1 protein-coding gene is annotated in these 930 nt (G+C 38.2%); it reads left to right on the top strand.

Features of this window, described 5'->3' with window-relative positions; translation table 11 throughout:
* Nucleotides 1-105 precede the first annotated feature (105 nt).
* The coding region (locus KQI49_RS18400) for an IS256 family transposase (protein WP_253286929.1) at nucleotides 106-930 on the top strand (825 nt) is incomplete at its 3' end.

Below are 930 nucleotides of genomic sequence, written 5' to 3' on the forward strand. Positions count from 1 at the left end.
GGGAGTGTAAACTGAACTGTGTAAGTGAGAGAGCGTACGACTCTTGCTTCGCAGTTCAGTTTTTTTATTGTAAGATAAAAATATAACGATTGGGAGGTTATTCTATTGGCCAAGTCAAAGCGAGATCAAAACTCAGCTGAATTAGCGAAACAAATCATAGAAAACTACCAACCAGAGACCGTAGAAGACATGCAAAACGCACTGAGAGAGATATTCGGACCGATGTTTGAAACGATGTTAAAAGGTGAATTGAATCATCATTTAGGTTATGAATCGAACAATAAAGAAGAAAAAGAAACAAGAAATAGACGAAATGGTTATGGAAAGAAGACGATAAAAACAAGCTCAGGGGCATTGGGTATTAACGTGCCACGAGACCGTGATGCTTCGTTCAATCCGGAACTCATCCCGAAGCGACAAACGGACGTTTCAGCGATTGAGAATAAAGTTATTTCCATGTATGCACGGGGTATGTCACAAAGAGATATCTCTGCCACAATTGAGGATATCTATGGCTTTTCAGTATCTCATGATATGGTATCTGATATTACAGATCAAGTTCTTCCAGAACTTGACGAATGGCAAACGCGACCATTAAGTAACTGTTATGCATTTATTTTTGTAGACTGTATGTATACAACGATTCGCAATGAGTACGAAACAAGAAAATATGCCGTTTACACTATTTTAGGATACACTATTGAAGGTCATAAAGAGATTCTTGGATTATGGCTCAATGAGACAGAAAGTAAACATAAGTGGATGCAGATTTTTGATGAAATCAAAGCCAGAGGTGTTGAAGATATTTTCTTTGTATCAATGGACGGTGTCAGTGGGTTGGAAGAAGGGGTACGTGCCATTTTTCCTGATGTCATTGTTCAACGCTGCGTTGTTCATTTAATACGTAATTCGATTAAATACGTTCCTAGT

The organism is Virgibacillus sp. MSJ-26, from assembly GCF_018918075.1.
Classification (GTDB): domain Bacteria; phylum Bacillota; class Bacilli; order Bacillales; family Amphibacillaceae; genus MSJ-26.